Origin of the sequence: Stappia sp. ES.058 (assembly GCF_900105595.1) — a bacterium.
In the GTDB taxonomy this organism is placed as follows: Bacteria; Pseudomonadota; Alphaproteobacteria; order Rhizobiales; family Stappiaceae; genus Stappia.
Map to the genome: position 1 here is coordinate 1,686,899 of NZ_LT629784.1, position 20,057 is coordinate 1,706,955.

Consider the following 20,057-nt stretch of genomic DNA (forward strand, 5'->3'; position numbering starts at 1 on the left):
TCCGCGTGTGAAAACTGTGTCACACTCCTCTCACGGGCGCCCGAAACAAGCTCAAAAAGACACTTGGCGCCCAGACACTGGCCAGATCCTGGCCAGATCCTGGGAGGAGCCGGTAATGACGTTGAGACCCGATCCCACATTTCACGCGACCCCGAAACTCGCCATGCAGGCGCCGGCGGAAACGCTCGCCTTCACGCTCATGCTGAGCCCCGACGCCTCGCAGCCGGACGGGCTGGCGGTTGTCGACGTCGACCCGAAATCGCCGACCTACGGCGAGATCGTCCATAAGCTCCTCATGCCCAACACGGGCGACGAGTTTCACCACTTCGGCTGGAATGCCTGTTCCTCGGCGCTGTCGCCGCTCACGGGACACGCCTTTCTCAAGCGGCGCTACCTGATCATCCCCGGCATCCGCTCCTCGCGCATCTATGTGATCGACGTGAAGGAGCCGCTCAAGGCCAAGATCCACAAGATCATCGAACCGGAGGAAGTCTTCGCCAAGACCGGCTATTCGCGCCCGCACACCATCCATTGCGGCCCGGAAGGGATCTATGTCTCCACCCTTGGCGGCGGCGGCGCGGACGGCACCGACGGGCCGCCCGGCATCTTCATCATGGACTGCGAGACCTTCGACATCCTCGGCCGCTACGAGATGGACCGGGGCAAGCAGGACAAGCACTATGATTTCTGGTGGAACCTGCCGCGCGACTACATGATCAGCTCCGAATGGGGCCTGCCGCCGCAGTTCGAGAACGGCATCGTCGCCGAGGATCTTTTGTCGAACAAATACGGCCACAGCATCCACTTCTGGAACCTGCGCGAGCGGCGCAACGTGCAGACCATCGATCTCGGCGAAAACCACCAGATGGCGCTGGAAATCCGCCCCGCCCACGATCCGGCCAAGGACTACGGCTTTTGCGGCGTGGTGGTCGACACCACCAACCTGCAGGGCGCGATCTTCACCTGGTGGCGCAAGGCCGACGGCACCTTCGACGCGAAAAAGACCCTCACCATCGACCCGCGCCCGGAGTCGGCAGAAAACCTGCCGCCGCTCCTGCAGGGTTTCGCCGCCGTCCCGCCGCTCGTCACCGACATCGACCTCAGCCTCGACGACAAATATCTCTATGTCGCCTGCTGGGGCCTGGGCGAGATGCATCAATACGACGTCTCCGACCCGATGAACCCGACGCTTGCCGGCAAGGTGGAGATCGGCGGCATCGCGCGCGGCAAAGCCCATCCGAACGGCAAGCCCTTCGCCTACGGTCCGCAGATGGTGGAGGTCAGCCGCGACGGCAAGCGCGTCTACTGGACCAACTCACTCTATTCGACCTGGGACGACCAGTTCTATCCCGACGACGAGGGCGGGCAGATGGTCATGGCCCATGTCGGCGAGAACGGCGGCCTGACGCTCGCCGAGGATTTCTACGTCGACTTCCCGAAGGGCTACCGCAGCCACCAGATCCGGCTGGAGGGCGGCGACTGTTCGACCGACAGTTTCTGCTACCCCTCCGTCTGACGCATGGCGGAAATGGACACGGCGGCGGCGCTCTGGGGCGCCGTCGTCGCCTCCGGCATCTATCACGGGGTCAATCCGGGCATGGGATGGCCGCTCGCCGTCTCGGCCGCCTTGATGGACCGGACCCACGGCAGCCTTTACAAGGCGCTGGCGGCCTTGGCCTGCGGGCATCTTCTCGCCATGACGGCGGTCCTACTCCCCTTTTCCGCGCTTCTGGTGCTGGCGGACTGGCAGCGCGAAATCCAGATCGCCGCCGCCTGCCTCGTCATCGCGCTCGGGATCTATCTGCTGATCAACCGACGGCACCCGCGCTTTCTCGCCCGCGTGCCGCCGACACGGCTTGCGCTCTGGTCCTTCCTCGTCGCCATGGCCCATGGTGCGGGACTGATGCTGGTGCCGATTTATCTGGGCATCTGCCGGACGGTCGAGACGGACGCCGGCCACGCCGCCGCCTCCAGCCTGATGACGGGCAATGCGGGTATCGCCCTGGCCGTCGCGCTCGCCCACACCCTCGCCATGGCGCTGTCCGGCGGCCTCCTCGCCGCCGGCGTCTACCACTGGCTCGGCCTCAAGTTCCTGTCGAGGAGCTGGTTCAATCTGGATCTGGTCTGGGCGGTGAGCCTGATATTGGTTGGCGGGATATCGCTGAGGTTTGTGTGGTGAGGGGCTTCAAATTCACAGAATTCAAAAGGAAGAAAAGCAGAATATACAATCAACTAAAATATACGTCAAAATATAAATATTTACATAAATATTACATCAATAAACCAAATATAATTCTTGAAATCAAAGAAAATCAAAAATTTTATCGTAATAATTTACAAAATTTATTTGAAATACATAATATGAAATATAATTCGAATAAATTTTTATCCAACCATATTGACTTCTAACTTATTGGCTGCATCCAATAATGGCTGCAAGGCTTTGGTTGCATCGAACCAATGAACGATCAATGTAGTTGGCGCAGGCAGAATTGAGAGCGCAACGATAATAACGGATAATTGAGGGTTGATAGACATGGAATTTAAATAAGATATCGATATTAGGATTATCGTCAATATGGCTGATACTATCGAATTTACAAATACGTACTTTTTATAATCGCTAAATAGCTGGATCTTAAATACATCGAATCGACTTAGGATAGATGTGAATTCTTCAATGTGCTCTTTTGATGGGGGGGAGCTCGGATCATCGACTAAGGACTTAATGCGCTCAATCGACCGAATCATCGGCTGAAGTCCAATCTCCCCATACATCTGCAGAAGGGCGGTGCCAAGATGGAGCCCGACTCCCAGTTGGACGACGCTAGAGAAATCACCAAATGTCATATTCAGCCTTAAAAGTTTGGACCAGAAATTGACTTACAACCCTACTATACTCCGCAAGGCTCTCACGGCACGATCGATGAGCCTAGGAGAATTGTCAAAGCGACTTGGAATCGACATTGCCGTTCTGCGCAATGAAGTTGAAGGCAAGTCTGAACCTAAATTCGGCTTGATTGGCAAGATTGCCCATGAACTATCTCTGCCCAAATACGCCTTCTTTATGTCAAGACCGCCTCATCTTAACGAAACGCTGCCTGATTTTAGGTCTAACCAACCAGAATCAAATCTAAAATCACGACAGACTGTTGAAGCCATACAGTTTGCGCAAGGCATCCAACAGACAGCTATCGCCCTAGCAGATGAGACAGTTAGTGACCTTCCGCATTTTTCAAAAACCACCGTACAGGCAATTGATGATTATGCGGAATCAGTCCGAAAATATTTTGGAATAACGGTTGAGGATCAGCGTGACGCGAGCGACGCCAAACAATTTTATAATATATGCAGAAGAAAGATCGAAGAAAAAGGGATATACATACTGCATGCTAGCTTTCCGTCTGAGGATGGTAGCGGTTTCTGTCTCGCCCACGAAAAGCATCCGATAATTGTCGTCAACACAAAAGATCAGACCCGTGCACGACGCCTTTTTACGCTAATTCACGAGTTAGCACATGTATTGATGGGAAAGAGTGGGATTTCTGACCCATTTATCGCGAAAAATTCTATAGAGAAGCGTTGCAATCGGTTTGCTGGGGCTTTCCTCGCCCCTAAGGCATTCATTGCCAGTCTATTAAAAAATATTAACCCTCCCAGAAAACCAGATGTTGATGATGTTGCATCGATATCTCGCCGTTTGAAACTAAGTCAAGAAGCATCTGTTCTTCGATTGGAGCAGGTTGGCGTTTTTGATAAAGGGAGCCATTTGTCGTGGCTCGCCACCGTAAAAAGTAGAGGCGGCAATCCAGACTACTCCGAGAAGGGTGGCGGGAGCGGTGGACCGCCCCCACAAGAAAAAACAAAATTGGCGAAATATGGGTTTCGGTTCGCAGAAGTATTTTCACCTCTCCTTGCTAATGGTAGAATCGATCAAATCCACCTTTTTCGAAGAACTGGACTAAAACCAACGTATCAAAAAGCGTATTTTGACTATGCCAACGCTCTGAGAAGCGACCATTCTATTGATTTGGATATTGAAGATGAGTAAGTCAGACTTGGCTTGCTCTTGTTTGGCTGATACTCATGGCTTGCTTGAGGTCATGAAGCAGACCTCCAGCAATATGAAGACATCTCTCTTGGAACAGATTTCGTCGGGTATCATCGGAGTTCCCGCAATGGTTTGGCAGGAATTTAAAGATCTTTATCCTGAGGAAGCCGTAGAATTGGAGTCCTCTGTATCTGCTAGTGGAACAATCGCAATGAGGAAAAAAGTATATACCGCGAAGGCCGGACAGATCGCGGAAAAGCTAAATTCCGGATTTGTCTGGGGACCATATGAACACGGCATTGAAATTCAGGTGGCTGCAATCTCTTGCATTGAAAGTTGCCCTGTTTTAACTAGTTCAACGCAGCTTACGCAGTATAAAAAAATGAATGCTTGTGCCATTAATCTCGAAGAATGGTTGAAATAGTAGCGTCTTCGGTCTTGCCCGTGGAGTTGCAATATCACCCCCGCATGGCCGGGATAGTGAACCGTAAAACGTTTAGACGCAAAATCTTCCCGCCCCACCCGCGTCACACCGGACGCAGGCGAAGCCGGAGATCCGCTGTCCATTCGTTTCCAGAGCGCTGGATGTGGGTGCCAGGCGTGTGGCAATAGCCGGGCCTTTTCACGTCCGGTACGGGTACCAATGGATCCCCGATCAAGTCGGGGATGACGTCCGTGGGAGTGGCGCCGATGGTGCATCACGGCAAGGTCCAATACAGCGATTGGCGACGACCTCACATCGATCCGTCGACCGCGACGGCTATCCCTGCCCGTCGGGATCGATCGAGCACAGACGAAAAAACCGCCGGATTGCTCCGGCGGTTCCATCGTCAGTCACACAGCAAAACCAGGCCGGGCGGCGCGTGGCCGCCCTCTTCCGCGTCAGCCCTTGAGGATCGAGCGGCCGGCGTAGCGGGCCTGGGCGCCCAGCTCTTCCTCGATGCGGATGAGCTGGTTGTATTTCGCGAGCCGGTCGGAGCGGGCGAGCGAGCCGGTCTTGATCTGGCCGCAGTTGGTGGCGACCGCCAGGTCGGCGATGGTCGCGTCCTCGGTCTCGCCCGAGCGGTGCGACATCACCGCGGTGTAGCCGGCCTTGTGCGCCGTCTCGACCGCGTCGAGCGTCTCGGTCAGCGTGCCGATCTGGTTGACCTTGACCAGGATGGAGTTGGCGACGCCCTTCTCGATGCCCTCGCGCAGGCGGGTGGAGTTGGTGACGAAGAGATCGTCGCCGACGAGCTGGCACTTGTCGCCCACCATCTCGGTCAGCGCCTTCCAGCCCGCCCAGTCGTCCTCGCCCATGCCGTCTTCAATAGAAATGATCGGGTAGCGCTTGACGAAATCGGCCAGATAGGCAGCCATCTCGTCGGGACCCAGCACCTTGCCCTCGCCGTCGAGGTGATACTTGCCGTCCTTGAAGAATTCGGTGGAGGCCGCGTCGAGCGCCAGGAACATGTCCTCGCCCGGACGGTAGCCGGCCTTTTCGATGGCCTTCATCACGAAGCCGATGGCTTCATCCGTGGAGCCGATGTTGGGCGCAAAGCCGCCCTCGTCGCCGACGTTGGTGTTGTGGCCGGCATCCTTCAGCGCCTTCTTCAGCGTGTGGAACACCTCGGCGCCCATGCGCACCGCATCGCGCAAGGTCGGCGCGCCGACCGGCATGATCATGAATTCCTGGACGTCGATCGGATTGTCGGCATGCGCGCCGCCGTTGATGATGTTCATCATCGGCACGGGCAGAAGCCGCGCGCCCGTGCCGCCGACATAGCGGTAAAGCGGCAGGCCGGCCGACTGGGCGGCGGCCTTGGCGACCGCCAGCGACACGCCGAGGATGGCGTTGGCGCCGAGGCGCGCCTTGTTGGGCGTGCCGTCGAGATCGATCATCGCCTCGTCGATCTTGAGCTGGTCTTCCGCGTCGAGCCCGCCGATGGCGTCGAAAATCTCGCCGTTGACCGCGTCGACCGCCTGTTCCACGCCCTTGCCGAGGTAGCGTGCGCCGCCGTCGCGCAGTTCCACCGCCTCATGCGCTCCGGTGGAGGCGCCGGAGGGGACGGCCGCGCGGCCGAAGGCGCCGTCTTCCAGCTGGACATCGACCTCGACGGTGGGATTGCCGCGACTGTCGAGAATTTCGCGTGCGATGATGTCCACGATGGCGGTCATTGGCGTCTCCTTGAAATCGCCCGTCGAGAGAGCGGACGGGCGGCGCGCCTGTCGCGCGCGGCGGTGATGTTCCTCGCCCGCGCTTCTAGCCGAGGACGGGCGAAAGGGGAAGGGTCGAAGGCCGCAACGCGGTGCGTTTCCGCCCGGTTCAAAGGCTGACGGGACGCGCCTTGGCGACCTTGTCGAATTCGACCAGATCCTGAAGAAGTCCCGGCAAGTCCTTGAGCGGAATCATGTTCGGCCCGTCGGACGATATGGTGTTGTCGGGGTCGGGATGGGTCTCGATGAAAAGGCCCGCCACGCCGACGGCGACGGCTGCGCGCGACAGCACCGCGACCATGTTGCGCTCGCCGCCCGAGGACGCGCCCTGCCCGCCCGGCTGCTGCACGGAATGGGTGGCATCGAAGATCACCGGCGCACCGGTCGCCGCCATGATCGGCAGGCCGCGCATGTCGGAAACGAGCGTGTTGTAGCCGAAGGACGCGCCGCGCTCGGTCAGGAGCACATTGGGATTGCCGCTGTCGACGATCTTGGAAAGCACGTTCTTCATGTCCCAGGGTGCGAGGAACTGGCCCTTCTTGACGTTGACGACCCGGCCCGTCAGCGCTGCGGCGATCAAGAGGTCCGTTTGCCGGCAAAGAAAAGCCGGGATCTGCAGCACGTCCACCGCCTCGGCCACGGGCCCGCATTGATCGGCGGAGTGAATGTCGGTCAGGACCGGCATGCCGAAGGTCTCGCGAATCTCGGCAAAGACCGGCAGCGCCTCGTTGAGGCCGACCCCGCGCGAGGCGGCGATCGAGGTGCGGTTCGCCTTGTCGAAGGAGGCCTTGAAGACGACGCCGATGCCGAGCGCATCGGCGATTTCCTTCACCGCCGCCGCGCATTCCAGCACATGCGCCCGGCTTTCCATCTGGCACGGCCCGGCGATCAGCGCGAAGGGCGCGGTCTGGGAAAAGCTGACGTCGCCAACGCGAACGGCGCTGTTGCAGGTCATGGTCATGGCGGGTCTTTCGTCCTTCTCGCGGCTCGTCGTGGTTCGCCCCGCCCGTCAGTACTGCGCAAGCCGCGCGCGCGCAAGCCATGGCCCCGTGCGGCCGGAGCAAGACGGCGGCGAAACATGCAAGGTATGCTTGGTTCGCGGAGGCATTCGCGATAGACAGGAAGGCCCGCGCGGATTTCGCGCAGGTGCCCGTTCCTGAAAGCAAAACCGGAAAGCCCGTTCATGCAGAAAAAGACAATTCGCAAGGCCGTCCTGCCCGTGGCGGGACTGGGCACGCGGTTCCTGCCGGCCACCAAGGCGCTGCCCAAGGAAATGCTGACCATCGTCGACCGTCCGATCATCCAGTATGTGGTGGACGAGGCGCGCGCCGCCGGCATCGAGCACATTGTCTTCGTGACCGGACGCAACAAGCATGTGATCGAGGATCACTTCGACATCGCCTACGAGCTTGAGGACACGCTGCGCGAACGCGGCAAGCAGGATGCGCTCGACCTGCTGGAGGCGATCCGCCCGGCCGCAGGCGGCACCAGCTTCACCCGACAGCAGGAGCCGCTCGGGCTCGGCCATGCCATCTGGTGCGCCCGCGACCTGATCGGCAACGAACCCTTCGCGATCCTCCTGCCCGACATGCTGATGAAGTCGGACCCGGGCTGCCTCAGCCAGATGGTGGAGGTCTATGAAAAGACCGGTGGCAACGTGATCTCGGTCGAAGCCGTACCGGAGGACCAGACGCACAATTACGGCATCGTCGAGGTCGAGGGCGACCCGACGGCGCACACGGTCCAGATCACCGGCATGGTGGAAAAGCCGAAGCCGGCCGATGCGCCCTCGAACCTCTTCATCAACGGGCGCTATATCCTTCAGCCACGCATCTTCGAGCTGCTGGAAAAGCAGGACACGGGCGCCGGCGGCGAGATCCAGCTGACCGACGCCATGCTGGCGCTGATGGGCGAGCAGAGTTTCACCGGCCTGCGCTTCGAGGGCCAGACCTACGACTGCGGGTCGAAAGCGGGGTTCCTGTCAGCGAACATTGCCTACGCCCTGGAGGACGAAGAGCTCGCCGACCAGATCCGCCCGGTTCTCACCGATCTGCTCAACGCCTGAGCCTCACGGAAAACCATGCGCACCATCCTCGTGACCGGTTCGGCCGGTTTTATCGGCTATCACGTCGCCCAGCGTTTGCTGCGGGACGGCTGGCATGTGATCGGCCTCGATTGCGTCAGTCCCTATTACGATCCCGAGCTGAAGGAAGCCCGGGTCCGGAACCTGAAGACGAACAATCACTTCACCGAGGCGCGGCTCTCGCTGGAGGACCGCGAGGCGGTCTTCGCACTGATGCGCGAACACGCGCCAGAGCGCATCATCCATCTGGCGGCACAGCCCGGCGTGCGCTATTCGCTCGACGAGCCGCAGGCCTATGTCGACGCCAATGTCACGGGCTTCTTGACCATTCTGGAATGCGCCCGGCATTTTTCGGTCGATCATGTCGTCTATGCCTCGACCTCTTCGGTCTACGGGCTCGACGAGGACATGCCGCTCTCGCCGCATCGCGGCGGCAATCATCCGATCTCGCTCTATGCGGCGACGAAGAAAGCCAATGAGGCGATGGCGCACAGCTATGCGCATCTGTTCAAGATCCCGCTCACGGGCCTGCGCTTCTTCACCGTCTATGGTCCATGGGCACGACCCGACATGGCGCTTTTCAAGTTCACCCGCGCGATCCTGAAAGGCGAACCGCTCGACATCTACAACAACGGCCAGATGGTCCGCGATTTCACCTTTGTCGACGACATCGTCGAGGGCATCGTGCGTATCGCCGACAGACCCGCAACGACCAATCCCGACTGGACCGGCAAGACGCCCGATCCCGCCTCGAGCGCCGCCCCCTACCGCATCTACAATATCGGAAACTCCGAACCGGTGGAACTGATGCGCTATGTCGAGGCGGTCGAAAAGGCCTGCGGCAAGAAAGCGATCCGGAATTTCATGCCGCTGCAGCCGGGCGATGTGTTGAAGACCTGGGCCGATGTCGACGATCTCAGCGCGGCGACCGGCTTCCGCCCGAAGACGGCGGTCGAGGATGGCGTGCAGGCCTTCGTCGACTGGTACCGGGATTTCTACGACGTTTGAGGCGGCGCCATCAATGCTGTCGAAGCGTCCGGGCGCATTGTCAAAGCCCGAGACTTTGGAGGTTTTTTTGAAAACGCCCTCAGACAGGCTGCGCATCGCGGTGCTCTTCGGCGGACGTTCCGCCGAACACGACGTATCGGTGCTGTCCGCAACGAATGTCATGCGCGCGCTGGACCCGGACACATATGACACTGTTCCGATCTATGTCACCCGGGCGGGTCAATGGCTGCTGAGCAGCTACGACGACGGAACGCTGGGAAAACCGTCGCGCGGGACCGAAATCTGCCTCGTGCCTGGCGGTCGCGGACGGATTCTGGCTATTCCCGACCAGGCCACTGCGCAGGAGTTGCCCGGGATCGATATCCTCTTTCCGGTGTTGCACGGTCTTCATGGCGAGGACGGATCGGTTCAGGGTCTGTGCGAAGTGGCGCGCGTACCGCTCGTTGGCTGTGGCGTGCTTGGATCCGCGACCGCACTCGACAAGGATATCGCCAAGCGCCTGCTAAACGAGGCGGGGCTTCCCACAGCTCGCTCCGTCACTGTGCATGTCAACGCGCCGCCACCCTTCCCGGACATCGAAGCACGGCTGGGCTTGCCGGTTTTCGTCAAGCCGGCGCGGCAGGGATCGTCCGTCGGGGTGAGCAAGGTCGAGAACGAGCAGGACTATCAGGCGGCGCTTGCCGATGGGTTCAAACACGACCGCAAGCTCGTCGTCGAGGAGTTCATCCAGGCCCGTGAGATCGAGTTCGCGATCCTGGAAGACCCGGACGGCGAGCTGTTCATCTCCCGTCCGGGCGAGATCGCGCCGGCCGAACAGCACGGCTTCTACAGCTATGATGCCAAATACATCGATGCGGACGGGGCCGCGCTGACCATCCCGGCCGAGATGCCGGAAGAGCTGGAAAGCCGGATGCGTGATATGGCGGCAAGGGGCTTTCGCGCGCTTGGTTGCGACGGCATGGCTCGCGCCGACTTCTTCGTCACCGATAAGATGGACGTCCTCGTCAACGAGCTCAACACCATTCCAGGCTTCACCGACATAAGCATGTATTCCAAGGTCATGGCGGCCAGTGGCATCGGCTATGCGGAGGTCATCGACCGTTTGGTGGCGCATGGGCTGGCCCGCGCCCGCTGATCACCCGGGCAGCCCCTCCATCCGGGGCACGGTTTCCAGATCCTTGTCCCACGCCGCCCGGCTGGCGCAGCAGATATGCGCGTTCGGTCGCATGTCGATTTCGCTGTCGAGGCTCCCGGCGGGCACGACAAGAAGCGTGCCGTCCATCTGAAGGCCCGGCAGCGCCGATCCGCAATCGGGGCAAAAGCTCTTTTCGTGCCGGGAATCGGGTACCCGGTAGATCTTCACCCGATCTGCGCCGCGCAGCCATTCGAGTGTGGCGGAGGAGGAAAACAGGTTCGCCGCATGGGCCGAACCGGTGTCCTTGCGGCATCTCGCGCAGTGACACAGGAAGAACGCCTCGAACGATCCGGTGATCTCGAATGTGACTGCCCCGCAGGCGCAGCTCCCGGAAACGGGCTGGGTCATCCTGGTCCTCACCACAGGTTCGCTGGAAGGAGCGCGCGCCACCGTCAGTTCCCGGCTTTTTCCACCTTGGCGCGGGCGAACCGGGCGCGCAGCTGCGCACCGCGCCCTTCCTTCAATACCTGCCGCGCACGCGCGATCGCCAGTCCGTCGGCCGGCACGTCCTCGGTGACCACACCTCCAGCCGCCAGATAGGCGCCATCGCCCAGAGTGAGCGGCGCAACGAGGGTCGAGTTCGACCCCACGAATGCACCCGCTCCGATGTCGGTGTGATGCTTGAGAAAACCGTCGTAGTTGCAGGTGATCGTGCCTGCGCCGATGTTGGCCTTTTCGCCGACGCGGGCATCGCCGATGTAGCTGAGGTGATTGACCTTTGCGCCGGCCTCGACCGTTGCATTCTTGATCTCGACGAAATTGCCGACATGAGCGGTCTTGCCGATCTCCGCACCGGGGCGCAGCCGGGCATAAGGCCCGACCGTTGCATCTTGACCGACGCTTGCCGTCTCCAGATGGGAAAAGGCGCGGATGCGTGCACCATCGGCGACCGATACACCGGGACCGAAGACAACATTCGGTTCGATCAGCGCATCCTGCCCGAGTCTCGTGTCATGGGAAAAAAACACGGTATCGGGCGCGATCAGCGTTGCTCCGGCCTCCATCGCTTCGGCCCGCATCGTGGCCTGGAAATGCGCTTCAACCGCCGCAAGGTCGGCCCGCGTTCCGACGCGCCGCACCTCCGCATCGCCTCCGATCTCGCTGACCACCACCAGTCCAAGCGCCTGAACGGCTCGTGTCACGTCCGAAAGATCGCCCGTATCCGCGCCGGGCTCGGCATCGATCCGGGACAGGATTTCGGCAAACCGGGCACCGGCAAGCGCCATGATCCCGCTGGGACGAACGTTTTCCGGCTGCCCCTCCCGCGATCCAAGCATCACCACATCGGCCTCCTCGCCGAGGCGCGACGACAGCCGCATCAGGGTCTCATCCATGATGAACGGCCGGTCGGCAAGAAGCACGATCACCTGATCGGGCACATCGCCATGGGCGGCCAGCGCGTCGGCGAGCGCCTGCGCGCCTCCCTGTTCCTCCGTTTGCACATGACAGCTTGCGTCGGGCGCCCTCCGGGCCACTTCCGTCGCGAGCCCCTCCATGTCTGGTCCGACAATCACCGCCGTCCGCTCGATACCTGCGCGCGCAACGCTGGAAAGCACATGCCCCACAAGCGACAGATTGCCCACTTCGTGGAGCGCCAGCGGCCACTTTGAGGCCATGCGAGCGCCGGGATCGGAAGCAAGAACGATGGCAAGGCGGAAAGGTGATGACATGGAAACCCTCGGCGTCGGAAATGAATGGCTTGGCTGAAGTCATCCTTCGGCAAGGGCCTCGCGTCAAGCTTCGCACCGATCAGGTGCCGCTCCTGCGCAAGCCGCAGGGCGGATCGCTCTTGAACCTTTGTGCAAAAACGGGTCTATGCTCGCCCCAGCCCTTGCCCCGCCCGCGCGTTCCTCACGCCGACCGACAGAGACCCAATGTCCGCGACCAACCCACCTCCTCAACGTGCCGCGCCACGACTCGCCTATTTCCCGGTCACGTTTTTCGCCGTCGTCATGGGCCTGGCAGGGCTGGCGCTTGCCACCCATCGTGTCGAGCTTCTGCTTGGATCCGGCTCATTTGCAAGCACCGGACTGATCGGACTGACCGCGCTGGTGTTTTGCATCATCGCTGTGCTGTTCGTGCTCAAGTGCCTGCGCCATCCGGCAGAAATGCGGGCGGAATGGAACCATCCCGTTCGCATCGCCTTCTTTCCGGCGATCACCATCGGCGCGCTCCTGATCGCGGCCGGTGTGTTGCCGGCAAGCGAACCGCTCGCCCGCGCGATCTGGATTCCGGCCGCGATTGCGCATCTCGTCGTTACCCTCGGCGTCGTCTCGGCCTGGATCAGCCATCGGACGTTCGAACAGGCGCATCTGACACCCGCCTGGTTCATACCCGCCGTCGGCAATGTGCTGGTGCCCGTCGCCGGCGTGCAACTCGGCTATCTCGAAGTATCGTGGTTCTTTTTTTCGGTCGGAATGCTGTTCTGGGTCGTTTTTCTCACGCTGGTCTTTAACCGACTCATCTTTCACAATCCGCTGCCTGAACGCCTGCTGCCGACGCTGGTGATCCTGATCGCCCCGCCATCCGCCGGCTTCGTTGCCTGGTATCAGATCAACGGCGGCGAGATCGATGCCGTGGCCCGGCTGCTTTATTACTGCGGACTGATGTTCGTGCTGATCACGCTGACGCAAGTCGGGAAACTGCTGCGCTTGCCCTTTGCCATGTCGTGGTGGGCCTATTCCTTCCCGGTCGCCGCCTTTACCATTGCCTCGTCGCTTTTTGCCGAAAAGACCGGTCACGGGTTCCAGCAGGTCGTCATGGTAGTGTCCTATGTCGTGTTGCTCGGGGTAATCGCACTGCTCGTCCTCAAGACCGCCGGCGCGATCCGGCGCGATGAAATCTGCCAGCCGGAAGGCTGATTGCCCCTCACCACAGAGACTTGCGGGCCCGCTCCGGCCATTCTGCGTCATAGACCGGTCCGCCCACGCTGGCGTTGCTCACGTCGGACAGGATCTCGCCGGGCGTCGGGAGCGAAGTCGGGTCGCAGTGTGCGTCCGGCTCCCACAATCTGGAGCGGACGATGGCGCGCGCGCACTGGAAATAGACCCGCTCCACATCCACCAGAATAACCGACCTCGGCGCCTTCCCCTCAACCGCGAAGGAGGCAAGCAGATCGACGTCGATGCTGATGCGCGCCTTTCCGTTGACCCGCAACGTGGTGCCGCTTCCCGGGATGAGGAACAAAAGCGCGATGCGCGGATCGCGCAAGATGTTGCGCAGGGAATCGATGCGGTTGTTGCCGCGCCGGTCGGGGATCGAAAGACAACGGGGCGTGTCGATGCGCACCACCGCGCCCGCGTCGCCACGCGGCGAACAATCGAGACCCTCAGGTCCGCTGGTGGCCAGCGCGACGAAAGGCGACGCCTCCATCAGCCGGGCATAGGCGGTGTTGATGTGGTCGAGTTCCTTGACCGTCGCGGCCGCCACCGGCGTGCCATAGAGCGCCTCAAGCTGGTCGATGCTGTCTATCGTCGTCATGGCCCAATCCCGAACGCCTCTTCGATGAACACGTCCCGTGCGTATCCCGCATGCTTGCCAGCGATCCGGACGGGACCGCCGAACGATGTCACTCGGCAGCCTCCGCCGCCCTTGGCCTGATAACCGGCTCCATCTGTTCCAGCTCCGCGATTTCGAGATGGCACAGTATCTTGTGATCGCTCGCAAATGTCCGCAGTGGCGGCACATCCCGGTCGCACACACCCGGCATCATGTAGGCGCAGCGGGTGGAAAACGGGCACCCCTTCGGCGGATTGGCCGGCGACGGGATCTCGCCCTTGAGCACGATGTTGCGCTTCTCGATCCGCGTATCCGCGATCGGAACGGCGGCCAGCAACGCCTCGGTATAGGGGTGATAGGGTGGCGCGAAGATCTCGTCCGTCGTCCCCTGCTCCATGATCTGCCCGAGATACATCACCACGATCCGGTCGGCGAGATAGCGAACCACCGACAGGTCGTGGCTGATGAACAGCATGGTCGTGCGGTTGTCGCGCTGGATATCCATCAAAAGTTCGGTGACAGCCGCCTGTACGGAAACGTCGAGCGCCGAAACAGGCTCGTCGGCAATCACCACCTTCGGATTTCCGGCGAATGCGCGGGCGATTCCCACGCGCTGCTTCTGTCCGCCGGAGAGCTGGCGTGGCTTGCGCTTGGCGAAATCACGCGGCAACTTCACCGTGTCGAGCAGACGATAGATGATCTCGTTGACCTCGTCGTCTCCCTTGGCAACTCCGAATTTGCGGATTACGCGGCCGATCTGACCGCCGATGGTATGCGAGGGGTTCAGCGTATCGAACGGGTTCTGAAAGACCATCTGCAGCTTGGAGATCGTTTCGCGGTCCCGCCTGTCGACCGGCAGATCGCCAAGCTCGACATCTCCGAGCATGATCTTGCCGTCGGTGGCATCCTCCAGCCCCATGAGCACCTTGGCGAAGGTCGACTTTCCGCATCCCGATTCCCCGACGATGGCGACCGTTTCCGCCTCGCGCGCCGTGAAGGTCAGCTTCTCGTTCGCCTTCACCGTGCGTGGCGGGCCGCTCAGGAAGGCCAACCCGCTGGAATCGATTGTGTAATGCTTGGTCATCTCTTCGACCGAGAGCACGATATTCCCGGCCGGGACGGGGTCCCTGGCCTCCCCCTTGGGAAGGTCCCGGTCCCAGTCGATTTCCTGAAAACGCTCGCAGCGCACCTTGTGATCGTCATCGCCCGGAACGGAGTGCATCTTCAACTTGCCGACATCGCACGTCCCGTCGCGAAAGAAGCTGCAGCGCGGTCCAAAGTTGCATCCCTCGGGGCGTTCATGCGGCAGCGGAAGCTGGCCCGGAATGGCAACCAGCGGCTGCGCGTTCTTGTCGGCTCCAGGCAGCGGGATCGATCCGAACAGCCCGCGCGTATAGGGATGGCGCATTTCGTCGAAGACATCGTGAATGTCTCCGACCTCGACCGCCTCGCCCGAATACATCACCGTCAGCCGGTCACAGGTCTCCAGGATCAGGCCGAGATTGTGCGAGATGTAGATCATCGAGGTCCCGAACTCGTCGGAAATCTCGTTGATCAGATCGACGATCCCCGCCTCGACCGTGACGTCGAGCGCGGTTGTCGGCTCGTCCAAAAGCAGCAGGCGCGGGTTGGACAGCAGCGCCATGGCGATCACCACCCGCTGCTGCTGGCCGCCCGAGATCTGGTGCGGATAGGCTTTCAGGATCCGTTCCGGGTCGGGCAGCCGCACCTTGGCGAGCATTTCGGCTGCACGTGCCATCGCCGCGTCCTGCGAGATGCCCTCATGATAGATCGGCACCTCGGCAAGCTGTTCGCCGATCAGCATCGACGGATTGAGCGAGGCCATCGGCTCCTGATAGACCATGGCGATCTTGGAGCCGCGAATATGCCGGAGCTCTTCCGCGCTCATGGTGCGCATGTCGCGCCCCTCGAACAGGATCTCGCCTCCGACGATGGCGCCGTTCTTGCCCATGTACTGCATGATCGCAAGCGCAACCGTCGACTTGCCGCAGCCAGATTCTCCGACGATGCCATGGGCTTCGCCCGGCATGAGTTTGAGGTTGAAGTCGACAACGGCCGGGATCTCGCCCGCGCGGGTATAGTAGGAGATGCAAAGGTTCCGGCACTCCAGAACCGGGGTCTGGTCGTTCATGACGGGTCCTTCTCAGTCGCGCAGGCTCATTTCCCGAAGGCCGTCGGCCATCAGGTTGAAGCCGAGAATGAGGCTCGACACGGCAAGTGCCGGCACGAGCAGCATGTAGGAGAACTTCCAAAGCATCGCCGTCTTGGCGCTTTCGCGGATCATCAGCCCCCAGTCGGGATCGGGCGGCTGAAGCCCGAGCCCCAGGAACGTCAGCGTGGTGATCGCGACGGTCGTGTAGCCAAGGCGAAGACACGCATCGACGATGATCGGCCCGCGCACGTTGGGCAGGAGCTCGAAGATCATGATGTAGAGCGGATGCTCGCCGCGCGTCTGCGCCGCGAAGACATAATCCCGCGTCTTGATGTCGAGCGCGAGGCCGCGAACGATGCGCATGATCGCCGGCGCCGAGGCGAAGGTGACCGCGACCACGATGTTGAACCCGGATGGGCCGAGATAGTTCAGGATCACGATGAACAGAACCATCACCGGAAAGGACAAAAGCACATTGGCGAAGAAGGAGATCACCTCGTCCCACCAGCCCGAAAGATACCCCGATATCAGACCGAACAAGGCCCCGACGACATAGGCCACCATCGTCGCGCTGACGCCCCACACGATCACCCGCTGGCAACCCCAGATGACGCGAGACAGCATGTCCCGCCCCTTGAAATCCGTGCCGAGCCAAAAGAACACGTCGCGCTTTTCGGAAAAGGGCGTAACGAACGGCGCGATCGGCTTGTTCGGGTCGAGCAACGGCAGATAGGGCGCGGACACTGCCGCAAGCAGCCAGAAGAAGACGAGGCTCAGGCCGATCACCGCCACCCAGCTTTCGCGAAAGGCCCGGACGCCGAGCACGTAGAGCAACAGGGTTGCCGGGACCGCAGGCAGCAGGACCGTGTCGGCATAGCCGTCCATCGCTCCGCCGAACATCACATAGACCGTGAGTGGCACCCACATCAAAAGGGCCAGAACGACGAGCGATTTGGGCCGCGATAGGCGGTCGAGCACGGACGGGCCGGCCTCGATTTCGGTCACAGCCATGACGTTTTGTCTCCCGGCCTCATGCGAAGCGAATGCGCGGATTGAGGAATGTGTAGCCGATGTCGGAAATGATCTGCGACGCGACGGCAACGGCGACCGCCACCAGCGTACAGGCCTGCACGACTTCGACGTCGGGGAAGAGTGCGGCCTCCAGAAGCAGCTTGCCGAACCCGTCATATTCGAAAAAGACTTCCACCACCACGACGCCGGAGAGCAGCCAGTTGAGCTGCAACACGATCAGCGTGAACGGCGCGATGAGCGCGTTGCGCAACGCATGGCGCATCACCACGCGCCGGTAGGGAAGGCCCTTCAGCACCGCGGTGCGAATGTACTGGGAGGTCATCACCTCCGCCATCGAGGCCCGCGTCATGCGCGCCACATAGCCGAAGTCGTAGATCACCAGCGTCAGGACCGGCAGCACCAGTTCACGAAAGTCGAAACCGCCGATCATGGCCGACTTGACCGGCAGCCAGCCAAGCCCGAGCCCGAAAACGATGGTCAGCAGAATGGCACTGGCGATTTCCGGAATACTGGTGGTGAAGACCGATATGAAGGAAATCGTGCGATCCTGGACGGATCCCTCCTTCATGCCGGCAAGTACCCCCAGAACGAGCGACAGCGGGATCATCAGCGCGAAAACGAAAAACGCCAGAATGCCCGTGTTCGCAAGCCGGTCCAGCAACAGCGGCCCGACCGCGCGGTTCTTCTCAAAGGAAAAGCCCAGATCGCCTGTCAGGATGTTGCCGACCCAGTTGGCGTAGCGCTGGTAGAAGGGGACATCCAGCCCGCGATCGGCAAGCCAGGTCTGATAACTGTCCTCGGTGAGCGCGGATACCGCGAACCCGCCCAGTTCCTGCACAGCGAGCCGCTTCTTGAACTCAGGAGAGTCAAAGATCGCAAAGAGCAGCAGTGACGAGACCGCCATGATCAGAATCATCTGAACGAGGCGTCTCAGAACGAGTATCAGCATAAGTGCCCACCATATCCGCAATCACGCCCCGAATGACCTTGCGCGACGCCGCCCCCCGACCTCAGGGGCCTGAACAGAAACCGCGCGAATCCCGCTCACGGGAATCGCGCGGCGGACCTGTTTCAGCTCATCCAGACCTTGTTGAACTGATGATACTGGGTCGGGTGTGCCGGATAGTCGTGCACCGACGTGGACGCCATGCAGTAGATCGGACGCCAGATCGGCAGCACCATCACGGCGGCGTCCTGCAGAATCGCCGAGGCCTTGGCGAGCAGACCCTTGCGCTCTTCAACGTCGAGCGTCGCTTCCGCGGCGTCGAGCGCCGTGTCGAACTCCGGCGAGGCAAAACCGGACTCGTTCCACGGCACGCCCGACCGGTAGCCGAGCGACATTACCATCGTGCCGAGCGGACGGTGCGTCCAGGCGGTGGCTCCAAACGGCGTCTGGGTCCAGATCTCCCAGTATTTTGAAGCCGGAATAACATTGATGTTCAACGTGATGCCCGCGTCCTGAAGCTGGTCACGCATGGCCTCCGCGACCGTCTGGTGCCAGGGGCCATCGGTGTTGCCGACATCAATGGTGACCGTGATGCCATCGGGATAGCCCGCTTCGGCGAGAAGAGCCCTGGCACCTTCAACGTCACGACTGATGGGCGGCAGCGCCTGGTAATCGGGATGCACCGGCGCGACATGATAGTTCTCGCCGACATCGCCGCCTTCCGGATAGACCAGCGGTTTGATCGTGGCGTTGTCGACCGCCATGAGGATGGCCTTGCGAACGCGCGCGTCGTCGAAGGGCTTGGCATCGACCCGCATCCGGCAACACAGCGTCTGTGCGGTGCGCGCGGCGATGATGTTGCCCTCGATGGCCTTGGCCAGTTCCATCTGCTCGACGCCGAAGTCGTAGATGGCATCCACGCTTTGACCGGCAAAGGCGGTCAGCTGGTTATCGGCATCGAAATTGTAGTAGTGGATCTCGTCAAGGAAGACCTTGCCGCCCCAATACTCGAAGGGCTGCCCACCTGCCTCGGTCACACGCTTCAGGATGCAGCGATCACTCACGACATTCTCGGTGATGGTGAACGCGCCCGTGCCGTTCAGCGCGTTGTCCAGCGGCGGTGTGAAGCCGCGATGCACGATCGCTGTGGGGTAATTGTACATGTCCTCCGGGAAGGACAGCACCGGCTTCGTCAGGTTGAAGCGGATCGTGTGATCGTCGACCACCTCGATGGATCCGTCGACCAGCTGCTTTTTGCCGTCCACTTCCTCGACCATGGCGGATATCGAGGACAGTCCGATATTCGAAGACCCGATCTCCGGGTTTGTCCAGCGCTCGAAATTGAATTTCACGTCCTCGGTGGTGAAGTCATCGCCATTGTGCCACTTCACGCCCTTGCGCAGGTAAAAGGTCCAGGTCTTGAGGTCGTCAGAGGCTTCCCAGCCTTCCGCCAGCATCGGGCGTGTGACGTTGTCCGGGCCGGTCATCGCCAGATACTCAAGCATGTGACGCGCCTGATTGGAGGCCTGTGTCCAGGAGAACGTCGCCGGATCGTCGATCTTTTGAACCTGCATCGCGACCTTCAGGATTCCGCCCGACTTCGCGTTCGCGTCATCGGGGGGAACGGAAGGTTTGCTGCGTCCTGCGCAACCGCGGGGTTCGGCAGGCCCGCCATGGCATAGGCCGATCCGGCCCCGACGCCAAGAAGGGCTGCAAAGCGGACGAATTCGCGGCGGTTGAGCTTTCCGCTTTCCATCTCGCGGCGTGCTTCTGCGACTTTCGGATGAAGCTTTTTCGAAGTGTCTTTGTTCGACATTGGCACTGTCTTCCCTCAAATTTTCAGTCACACGGGCATTGTCCGAACCGGACGCCCGC

Annotated in this window: 18 protein-coding genes; 8 read left to right on the forward strand and 10 right to left on the reverse strand. The window is 60.9% G+C overall.

Translation table 11 applies throughout. From position 1 onward, the window contains the following. Positions 1-115 precede the first annotated feature (115 nt). From BLU32_RS07900 to BLU32_RS21705, 4 genes are all read left to right on the forward strand, one after another. Positions 116-1,516, forward strand: a complete 1,401-nt coding sequence (locus BLU32_RS07900) for a selenium-binding protein SBP56-related protein (RefSeq protein ID WP_093805922.1) — start codon at positions 116-118, stop codon at positions 1,514-1,516. Positions 1,517-1,519: 3 nt separating this feature from the next. Continuing rightward, a complete protein-coding gene (locus BLU32_RS07905; RefSeq protein ID WP_093805924.1) occupies positions 1,520-2,179 on the forward strand; it encodes a hypothetical protein in 660 nt (219 codons plus the stop codon). Positions 2,180-2,926: 747 nt separating this feature from the next. Continuing rightward, positions 2,927-4,051, forward strand: a complete 1,125-nt coding sequence (locus BLU32_RS07910) for an ImmA/IrrE family metallo-endopeptidase (protein WP_093805926.1) — start codon at positions 2,927-2,929, stop codon at positions 4,049-4,051. Then, entirely contained in the window at positions 4,044-4,475 is a 432-nt protein-coding gene (locus BLU32_RS21705) for a hypothetical protein (RefSeq protein ID WP_157727569.1), read from the forward strand. The genes BLU32_RS07910 and BLU32_RS21705 overlap by 8 nt, the downstream gene beginning before the upstream one ends. 458 nt (positions 4,476-4,933) lie before the next feature. Here the strand turns inward: BLU32_RS21705 and eno are convergent, their stop codons facing one another. Together eno and kdsA are read right to left on the reverse strand one after the other, a co-directional pair. Next, a complete protein-coding gene (eno, locus tag BLU32_RS07915) occupies positions 4,934-6,208 on the reverse strand; it encodes a phosphopyruvate hydratase (RefSeq protein WP_093805928.1) in 1,275 nt (424 codons plus the stop codon). A gap of 148 nt (positions 6,209-6,356) precedes the next feature. After that, the gene (gene kdsA / locus BLU32_RS07920; RefSeq protein WP_093805930.1) at positions 6,357-7,208 is read right to left on the reverse strand and encodes a 3-deoxy-8-phosphooctulonate synthase; all 852 of its coding nucleotides are present in this window, start codon (positions 7,206-7,208) and stop codon (positions 6,357-6,359) included. 222 nt (positions 7,209-7,430) lie between these two features. Between kdsA and galU the strand changes: the two genes are divergently transcribed. Genes galU through BLU32_RS07935 form a run of 3 tightly spaced genes read left to right on the forward strand, consistent with a single transcriptional unit; the run spans position 7,431 to position 10,473 of the window. Then, entirely contained in the window at positions 7,431-8,312 is an 882-nt protein-coding gene (galU, locus tag BLU32_RS07925; RefSeq protein ID WP_093805932.1) for a UTP--glucose-1-phosphate uridylyltransferase GalU, read from the forward strand. A gap of 15 nt (positions 8,313-8,327) precedes the next feature. Next, complete coding sequence (locus tag BLU32_RS07930) at positions 8,328-9,338, forward strand: NAD-dependent epimerase (RefSeq protein WP_093805934.1); 1,011 nt, start codon at positions 8,328-8,330, stop codon at positions 9,336-9,338. A 13-nt stretch (positions 9,339-9,351) separates the two neighbouring features. Then, positions 9,352-10,473 (forward strand): D-alanine--D-alanine ligase family protein, encoded by a 1,122-nt coding sequence (locus BLU32_RS07935; protein WP_093805936.1) that lies wholly within the window; start codon positions 9,352-9,354, stop codon positions 10,471-10,473. Here BLU32_RS07935 and BLU32_RS07940 read toward each other — a convergent pair whose 3' ends face one another. Continuing rightward, positions 10,474-10,881, reverse strand: a complete 408-nt coding sequence (locus tag BLU32_RS07940) for a GFA family protein (RefSeq protein ID WP_093805938.1) — start codon at positions 10,879-10,881, stop codon at positions 10,474-10,476. 44 nt (positions 10,882-10,925) lie between these two features. Next, on the reverse strand, positions 10,926-12,203 hold the full coding sequence (locus tag BLU32_RS07945) for an NTP transferase domain-containing protein (protein WP_093805940.1): 1,278 nt from the start codon (positions 12,201-12,203) through the stop codon (positions 10,926-10,928). A gap of 204 nt (positions 12,204-12,407) precedes the next feature. On the opposite strand from BLU32_RS07945, the gene BLU32_RS07950 reads away from it, so the two are divergent. Further along, positions 12,408-13,394 (forward strand): SLAC1 anion channel family protein, encoded by a 987-nt coding sequence (locus tag BLU32_RS07950; protein ID WP_093805942.1) that lies wholly within the window; start codon positions 12,408-12,410, stop codon positions 13,392-13,394. 7 nt (positions 13,395-13,401) lie between these two features. Here the strand turns inward: BLU32_RS07950 and BLU32_RS07955 are convergent, their stop codons facing one another. The 6 genes from BLU32_RS07955 to BLU32_RS21710 all read right to left on the reverse strand — a co-directional run bounded on the left by BLU32_RS07955 (position 13,402) and on the right by BLU32_RS21710 (position 19,998). Then, complete coding sequence (locus BLU32_RS07955; protein ID WP_093805944.1) at positions 13,402-14,013, reverse strand: pyridoxamine 5'-phosphate oxidase family protein; 612 nt, start codon at positions 14,011-14,013, stop codon at positions 13,402-13,404. A gap of 88 nt (positions 14,014-14,101) precedes the next feature. Beyond that, positions 14,102-16,183 carry an ABC transporter ATP-binding protein gene (locus tag BLU32_RS07960; protein ID WP_093805946.1) on the reverse strand — a complete coding sequence of 694 codons (2,082 nt, stop codon included), beginning with the start codon at positions 16,181-16,183 and terminating at the stop codon, positions 14,102-14,104. Between the two features lie 12 nt (positions 16,184-16,195). Continuing rightward, positions 16,196-17,215, reverse strand: coding sequence for an ABC transporter permease (locus BLU32_RS07965; protein WP_197673720.1), 1,020 nt, complete (start codon positions 17,213-17,215; stop codon positions 16,196-16,198). 19 nt (positions 17,216-17,234) lie between these two features. Continuing rightward, on the reverse strand, positions 17,235-18,185 hold the full coding sequence (locus BLU32_RS07970; RefSeq protein ID WP_093805948.1) for an ABC transporter permease: 951 nt from the start codon (positions 18,183-18,185) through the stop codon (positions 17,235-17,237). Between the two features lie 122 nt (positions 18,186-18,307). After that, a complete protein-coding gene (locus BLU32_RS07975) occupies positions 18,308-19,756 on the reverse strand; it encodes an ABC transporter substrate-binding protein (protein ID WP_157727570.1) in 1,449 nt (482 codons plus the stop codon). An 8-nt stretch (positions 19,757-19,764) separates the two neighbouring features. Next, the gene (locus BLU32_RS21710) at positions 19,765-19,998 is read right to left on the reverse strand and encodes a twin-arginine translocation signal domain-containing protein (RefSeq protein ID WP_157727571.1); all 234 of its coding nucleotides are present in this window, start codon (positions 19,996-19,998) and stop codon (positions 19,765-19,767) included. Between the last annotated feature and the right edge of the window lie 59 nt (positions 19,999-20,057).